Origin of the sequence: Cupriavidus campinensis, from assembly GCF_905397395.1 — a bacterium.
Classification (GTDB): domain Bacteria; phylum Pseudomonadota; class Gammaproteobacteria; order Burkholderiales; family Burkholderiaceae; genus Cupriavidus; species Cupriavidus campinensis.
The window spans coordinates 26,070-32,960 of sequence record NZ_CAJPVH010000056.1; the positions used below are offsets into that span (position 1 = coordinate 26,070).

At 66.6% G+C, this 6,891-nt stretch carries 7 protein-coding genes; 6 read left to right on the plus strand and 1 reads right to left on the minus strand.

All coding sequences use genetic code 11. From position 1 onward, the window contains the following. Positions 1-480: a carboxymuconolactone decarboxylase family protein gene (locus KHO18_RS23160; protein WP_144196374.1), complete on the minus strand. Its 480-nt coding sequence runs from the start codon at positions 478-480 to the stop codon at positions 1-3. Positions 481-1,113: 633 nt separating this feature from the next. Here KHO18_RS23160 and KHO18_RS23165 point away from each other — a divergent pair. The 6 genes from KHO18_RS23165 to KHO18_RS23190 all read left to right on the plus strand — a co-directional run. Next, the gene (locus KHO18_RS23165; RefSeq protein ID WP_144196373.1) at positions 1,114-1,977 is read left to right on the plus strand and encodes a branched-chain amino acid ABC transporter permease; all 864 of its coding nucleotides are present in this window, start codon (positions 1,114-1,116) and stop codon (positions 1,975-1,977) included. Between the two features lie 20 nt (positions 1,978-1,997). Next, positions 1,998-3,029 (plus strand): branched-chain amino acid ABC transporter permease, encoded by a 1,032-nt coding sequence (locus tag KHO18_RS23170; RefSeq protein WP_144196372.1) that lies wholly within the window; start codon positions 1,998-2,000, stop codon positions 3,027-3,029. After that, positions 3,022-3,786: an ABC transporter ATP-binding protein gene (locus tag KHO18_RS23175; protein ID WP_144196371.1), complete on the plus strand. Its 765-nt coding sequence runs from the start codon at positions 3,022-3,024 to the stop codon at positions 3,784-3,786. The genes KHO18_RS23170 and KHO18_RS23175 overlap by 8 nt, the downstream gene beginning before the upstream one ends. Then, a complete protein-coding gene (locus tag KHO18_RS23180) occupies positions 3,773-4,480 on the plus strand; it encodes an ABC transporter ATP-binding protein (protein WP_144196370.1) in 708 nt (235 codons plus the stop codon). Before KHO18_RS23175 ends, KHO18_RS23180 begins: the two co-directional genes overlap by 14 nt. Positions 4,481-4,530: 50 nt before the next feature. Then, positions 4,531-5,703, plus strand: a complete 1,173-nt coding sequence (locus KHO18_RS23185; protein WP_144196369.1) for an ABC transporter substrate-binding protein — start codon at positions 4,531-4,533, stop codon at positions 5,701-5,703. Positions 5,704-5,899: 196 nt separating this feature from the next. Beyond that, positions 5,900-6,891: hypothetical protein (locus tag KHO18_RS23190; RefSeq protein WP_211943962.1), on the plus strand; the 992-nt coding region annotated here is incomplete at its 3' end.

A 6,891-nucleotide genomic window follows, 5' to 3' on the forward strand; every position in this document is an offset into this window, starting at 1 on the left:
TCACTCCAGGTTGGCTTTATCGAGTCCGAACGCCTTGTCCGATGAACCGGGCACCATCCGGAACGCCACGTTCAGGCGGTTCCAGGCATTGATGGCGCCGACCAGGAAGGTCAGGTCCGACAGTTCCTTTTCGCTGTACTGGGTGCGCACGCGCTCGTAGATGTCGTCGGCCACGCCACCGGCGGGAAGGTGAGTCAGCGCTTCCGTCCAGGCCAGCGCGGCGCGTTCGCGCGGCGAGAAGAGCGTCGATTCGCGCCAGATCGCCACGTGGTGCAGGCGCAATTCGCGTTCGCCGTGGATCTTCGCCATCTTGATGTGCATGTCGACACAGAACGCACAGCCGTTGAGCTGCGACGCACGAATCTCGACGAGCTCCTGGATGGGCGTCTCGATCGTGGTCTTCTGGAACAGGACCCCGAACTCGATGAGCTTCTTGGTCAGCTCGGGGGATTGCTGGAAGTAGTTCGTACGTTGGGTCATGACTTTTCTCCTGTGTCGACACCTGAAGCCATGGTAGGTGCGGCGCCGCCGCCACGCCAGACCGACTCCGCGCGCACAGTGTTTCCCGCCAGGCATCAATCCGGATGCCCACTCCAGCGCACTCGGGTCCCCGGCAACCCCCAGAAAATCAGGGATAACACCAAGACCACGAGCACTGGCGCGGGATGCGTATTTCGCACCGCGGAATACATCGTCCGATTGCTTGACGCTGGCCGAATCGCCATGCAAATTCGCTGAAAACGAACGACCGTGCTAGAACGCGATCCGCCTCCACCGCCCCGGTGCGGGAGACAGGATTCGCGGCAAGGACACGGCGTCACCGGACCCTCGGCTCTGCCGGGTTCCAGGAGAGTGGCGCGCCACCCGGCGCGGCAACGCAAGGAGACAACTCATGCAAGACAACCGACACGCGGCACCAGCGCCCAGCTGGCCGCGCTTGCCCGCCAACTCGACGGCCACCCCGCCACAACACTGATCCGCCGGAATCCGCGCCGGTCCAGCTGACTTGACGCTGATCCGGCCCGCGCTGCCGCCCCAACGGCAACGCACCTCCACGCGCCCCGGCCCCGTGCCGGCGCGCACCTTGTTTCGCGAACCGTACGAGGTAATCCCGTGGCATTGTTTTTCCAACAGTTTCTCAATGGCCTGACGCTGGGCGGCGTATACAGCCTGGTGGCGCTGGGGCTGACGCTGGTCTACGGCATCCTGCACGTGCCCAACTTCGCGCACGGCGCGCTGTACATGGCTGGCGCCTATGTGTCGTACTACGCCATGACCACGCTGGGCCTGAACTACTGGCTGGCAATGCTGGCCGCCGCGGCCGTGGTGGCCGTGCTGTCGATGCTGGCAGACCGCCTGGTGTTTCATCCCCTGCGCAACGCGCCCGAGATCCACGACATGATTGCCGCCATCGGCATCCTGCTGTTCCTGGAAGCCGGCGCGCAGGCGCTGTGGGGCGCGGACTTCCACCGCATGCCCACGCCGTACGGCCAGATGGTGGAGTTCCTCGGCCTCACGGCGCCGATGCAGCGCCTGCTGATCATCGTCGCCGCGTTCGGCCTGATGGTGCTGCTGCACCTGTTCCTGACGCGCACGATCACGGGCTCCACGATCATGGCGATGGCCCAGAACCGCGAGGGTGCCGCGCTGGTGGGCATCGACGCCACGCGCGTGACGCTGCTGGTATTCGCCATCTCGGGCGCACTCGCCGCCATCGCCGCCACGCTGTACGCGCCGATCAACCTCGTCTACCCGAGCATGGGCAACCTGGTCATCACCAAGGCGTTCGTGATCATCATCCTCGGCGGCATGGGCAGCATCCCGGGCGCGATCGTCGGCGGCCTGATCATCGGCATGGCCGAGAGCTTCGGCGGCTTCTATATCTCCACCGACTACAAGGACATCATCGCGTTCCTGCTGCTGGTGATCATCCTGTCCATCCGGCCACAGGGCCTGTTCGCGGCCAAGGCGGCCTGATTCCGCATAAGGAGCGACCCATGAAAGCAATGCAAGGAAAGACCGGCTGGGCCCTGCTGCTGGCGGCCGCCATCGCGTTTCCGCTGGTCGTGCCCAACAGCTATTTCCTGACCGTGATGACGCTGGCGTTCATCTACGCCATCGCCACGCTCGGCCTGAACCTGCTGACCGGCTATACGGGCCAGCTCAACCTGGCGCACGGCGGGTTCATGGCGATTGGCGCCTACACGGTGGGTATCCTGACCGTGGACCACCAGTTGCCGTTCTGGCTCGCCTTCGCGCTCTCCGGGGTGGTCTGCATGGCGTTTGGCTACGTGGTGGGCGTGGTGTCGCTGCGGCTCAAGGGTCATTACTTCTCGATCTTCACGATGTGCGTGGGCTACATCATCTACCTGCTGATCGAGAAGTGGGAAGGCCTCACCCACGGCACGGTCGGCCTGATCGGCATTCCGGTGCCGGCGGCCATTGGCCCGGTCACCTTCGACAGCGTGCCGGCACAGTACTACCTCGTGCTGACCTTCCTGGTGATCGGCATGTTCATCATGCATCGGATCGTCAGTTCGCTGCTGGGCCGCAGCTTCCTGGCGGTGCGCAACAGCGATGCACTGGCAGAAGCGCTGGGCATCAACCTGATGCGCACCAAGGTGCTGTCGTTCGTGCTGTCGGTGGGCTATGCCGGCTTCGCCGGGGCGCTCTACGCCGGGCAGGTGCGTTTCCTGGGCCCAGACATCGCCCGTACCGATGTCACGTTCGACATGGTCATGGCGATGCTGGTGGGCGGCACGGGCACGCTGCTCGGGCCGCTGCTCGGGGCAGTGCTGGTGCCCTGGGTTACCCAGACGCTGCAGTTCCTGCAGGACTACCGCATGCTCGTGTTCGGCCCGGTGCTGATCCTGCTGATCATCTTCTTCCCGGATGGCATCGTCGGCTCCTACCTGAAGAAGCAGGCCCGCCGCGCCGCCGCCGCACGCCGTGGCCAGCACGTCTCCGCGCGCCCCGGTAACGTGCAGCCGCCCGTCCCGACCACCCGCCCCGGAGCCGAGAATGCTTGAGATCCGCAACCTCACCAAGAAATTCGGCGGGCTGACCGCGGTACACGACGTGTCCGTGTCGTTCGAAGCCGGCCACATCAACGCGATCATCGGCCCCAATGGCGCCGGCAAGACCACCTTCTTCAACCTGATCGCCGGCACGCACGCGCCGAGTTCCGGCCAGATCCTGTTCAAGGGGCAGGACGTGGCCGGCCTGCGCGCGGACCAGATCGCCCGGCTCGGGGTGGCACGCACCTTCCAGGCCACGGCCCTGTTCGACCGCGCGACGGTGCTCGACAACCTGATCGTCGGCCACCGGCTGCGCACGTCGTCGGGGCTGGCCGATGTGCTGTTCAACTCCCGCCGTCTGCGCGAGGAAGAACGGCTGTGCCGCGAGAAGGCCGAAGCAGCGCTCGACTTCGTCGGCCTGACCCACCTGGCCCATGAGGTGGCGGCAGACATCACCCAGGAGGCCCGCAAGCGCGTGGCCTTCGCCCTGGCGCTGGCCACGGACCCCGAACTGCTGCTGCTCGACGAACCGGCCGGCGGCGTAAACCCCGAGGAAACCGTGGGGTTGGCCGAGCTGATCCGCAAGATGGTGCGGCATGGCAAGACCGTCTGCCTGATCGAACACAAGATGGACATGATCATGCGGCTGGCCGACAAGATCATGGTGCTCAACTACGGCGAGAAGATTGCCGAAGGCACGCCGGCGCAGGTCCAGCAGGACCCGCGCGTCATCGAAGCCTATCTGGGAGCCGACCATGTTGCAGCTTGAACGCGTTTCGCTGTCCTACGGCAGCTTCCGGGCGCTGGACAACGTCTCGCTGCACGCCAAGGCCGGAGAACTGGTGGTGCTGCTCGGCGCCAACGGGGCAGGCAAGAGCTCGATCTTCCTGGCGATGAGCGGCATCCATCGCACCAGCGGCGGCAGCATGCGCTTCGATGGCCGGGAACTGGCCGGCATGAAGCCGTCGCAGATCGTGCAGGCCGGGCTGGTGCACTGCCCCGAGGGCCGCAAGTTGTTCCCGGCGATGAGCGTGCAGAAGAACCTGACGCTGGGCGCCTACGTGCACCGCCGCGACAGCGCGGGCACCCGGGAGACGCTGGAGGAAGTCTTCGAGATGTTCCCGATCCTGCGCCAGAAAAAGGACGACCCCGCCGGCTCGCTGTCCGGCGGGCAGCAGCAGATGGTGGCGCTGGGCCGCGCGCTGATGGGCCGCCCGCGCGCACTGCTGCTGGACGAGCCGTCGCTGGGGCTGGCGCCGCTGGTGGTCAAGCAGATGTTCGAGGTGATCCAGCGCATCAACCGCGCCGGCACCACGGTGCTGCTGGCGGAGCAGAACGCCTACGCCGCCCTCGGCATCGCACACCGGGCATACGTGATCGAGAGCGGCCGGATCGTGATGGAAGGCGACCGCGAGTCGCTGCTCAGGGACGAAGGCATTCGCAAGGCGTATATCGGCGGATAGTCCGCCCCACACCAGACAAGCGCAGTACCAAATCCAAAAAGGAGACAGCAATGCAGCACAAGACGATGGGTCGTTTCTTCCCGCTGGCCGCATGCGCCGTGGCCGCGCTCTTCGCCGCCACGCCCGCGCTCGCGCAGGAAGTGGTCAAGATTGGCTACACCGGCCCGCTCTCCGGCGGCGCCGCGCTGTACGGCAAGAACGTGCTGTCCGGCATCCAGATGGCCGTGGACGAGATCAACGCGCAGGGCCTGGCCGTCAACGGCAAGAAGGTCAAGCTGGAAGTGGTGGCGCTGGACGACAAGTACGCGCCGGCCGAGGCCGCCATCAACGCCCGCCGCCTGGTGCAGCAGCACAAGACCCCGGCCGTCTTCGTGCCGCACTCGGGCGGCATCTTCGCGCTGCAGGCCTTCAACGAGCAGGAGAAATTCCTGGTCATGGCCTATTCGAGCGTGCCGCGCATCACCGACGCCGGCAACAAGCTGACCATCCGCATCCCGCCGGCCTATACCGGCTATATCGAACCGTTCATCAAGGCGCAGATGAAGCGCTACGGCAAGAACGTGGCGCTGGTGCCGGCGGACCATGACTACGCCAAGGCGTGGGTGCAGGCCTTCGTGCCGGCCTGGGAAGGCGCCGGCGGCAAGATCGTGGGCAACAACCCGATGTCGTACACCAAGGCGACCGATTTCTACACCGGCGTGTCGCGCGCCATCGCCGAGAAGCCGGACGTAATGTTCGTGGGCGGCCCCTCGGAGCCGACCGCGCTGGTGGTCAAGCAGGCCCGCGAACTGGGCTTCAAGGGCGGTTTCATCGTCATGGACCAGGCCAAGATGGACGAGATGGCCAAGGTCACCAACGGGCTCGCCATGCTTGAGGGCTCGATCGGCGTGATGCCGCTGGTCAACGACAACCGCCCGGCCGCGCAGGCCTACAACGCCAAGTACAAGAAGCTCCATGACGGCCGCGATGCCACCACGGAGATGTCCCTGAATTACACGATGACGTGGGCGCTGGCCAATGCGATGAAGCTGGCCGGCACCACCACCGACTCGGCGGCCATCCGCGCCAAGATTCCGGAGGCCGTCAAGGCCCTGCCGAAGGAGGTGAACCCGAACGAGGTGGAGGGCATCGACGCCAAGGGCGGCTCGGTGGCGGACACCGTGGTCGGCTGGGTCCAGAACGGCAAGATCGCACCGGTGCGGCTGTCGGAACTGGCCAAGTAGGCCAGGCGGCGCAGCAACAGGCTTCTACGGAGGGAGAAGGGGTAGCACGGCGGTACCAGCCGGCGGCACAGCCGGTGTGAAATGTGGAGAGAAAGCGAAGGGCGTCCGGTGGCTCCGGACGCCCTTTGTCTTTGCTGCGCGCCGCAGTCGATCAGCGTCGGTCGTCGTTGCGCGCCTGCATCGCCCCGCGGTTGCCGTGGCCGCCCCGGTCGCCCGGCTCATTCTGGCCGCGCTGCTGTTGCTGCTGTTGCTGCTGCTGGAACTGGCGCTGCCGTTCCTGCTGCTGTTGCTGTTGCTGCTGCGCCCGTTGCTGCTGCTCCTGGGCCTGCCGCTGCTGCTGGGCCTGACGCTGCTGCTCCATCTGCTGGCGTTGCTGGTCCTGCATGGCGCGCTGCTGCTCCTGCGCCTGCCGCTGCTGTTGCGCGGCCTGGCGCTGGTGCTCCATCTGCTGGCGCTGTTGCTCCTGCGCGGCCCGCTGGTGTTCCATCTGCTGGCGTTGCTGCTCCTGCTGCGCCCGCTGCTGCTCGAACTGCTGGCGCTGCTGCCGCTGCTGCTCCTGCTGCTGGCGCTGTTGCTCCTGCTGCGCCCGTTGCTGGTCGAACTGCTGGCGCTGCATCGCCTCGCGCTGCTGGTCCTGCTGCTGGCGCTGCTGCTCCTGCTGCGCCCGCTGCTGGTCGAACTGGCGGCGCTGGTTCGCCTCGCGCTGCTGGTCCTGAAGCTGGCGCTGCTGCTCCTGCGCCATGCGCTGCTGGTCATACTGCTGGCGCCGCTGAAGATCCTGGCCCTGGCGCTGCTGCTCCTGCAACTGCCGCTGCTGCTCCTGCCGCTGGTTCTGGAGCGCCTGCTGCTGGCGCTGCTGGAAATCGGCCGATTGGCGCTGCTGCTCGCTCAACTGCCGCTGTTGCTCGAACTGCTGGCGCTGCACGGCCTGCTGCTGGCGTTGCGCCTCGGGTGGCACGCCGCGCATCTGGTCTGGGCGCGTGGTCCAGTTCCTGCCGTTGTCACGCGAGTTGTCGTCGGGCCGCTGGGCGCCACCCTGCACCGGGTTCACGAAGCCGCGCGGCGCGCCGTCACGGCTCGGATCGCCGCCACGGTGGCGGGCAGCCAGTGCGGCCTCGGTCAGGCGCACGTCGGGCCGACCCTGGCCGCCTCGTTCACCCCGATCACCTCGGTCGCCCTGCCCCGCCT

Excerpts from the sequence above, each read along its gene's own strand:
- KHO18_RS23160 (WP_144196374.1), bottom strand. The coding sequence starts at position 480 with ATGACCCAACGTACGAACTACTTCCAGCAATCCCCCGAGCTGACCAAG.
- KHO18_RS23170 (WP_144196372.1), top strand. The coding sequence starts at position 1,998 with ATGAAAGCAATGCAAGGAAAGACCGGCTGGGCCCTGCTGCTGGCGGCC.
- KHO18_RS23175 (WP_144196371.1), top strand. The coding sequence starts at position 3,022 with ATGCTTGAGATCCGCAACCTCACCAAGAAATTCGGCGGGCTGACCGCG.
- KHO18_RS23180 (WP_144196370.1), top strand. The coding sequence starts at position 3,773 with ATGTTGCAGCTTGAACGCGTTTCGCTGTCCTACGGCAGCTTCCGGGCG.
- KHO18_RS23185 (WP_144196369.1), top strand. The coding sequence starts at position 4,531 with ATGCAGCACAAGACGATGGGTCGTTTCTTCCCGCTGGCCGCATGCGCC.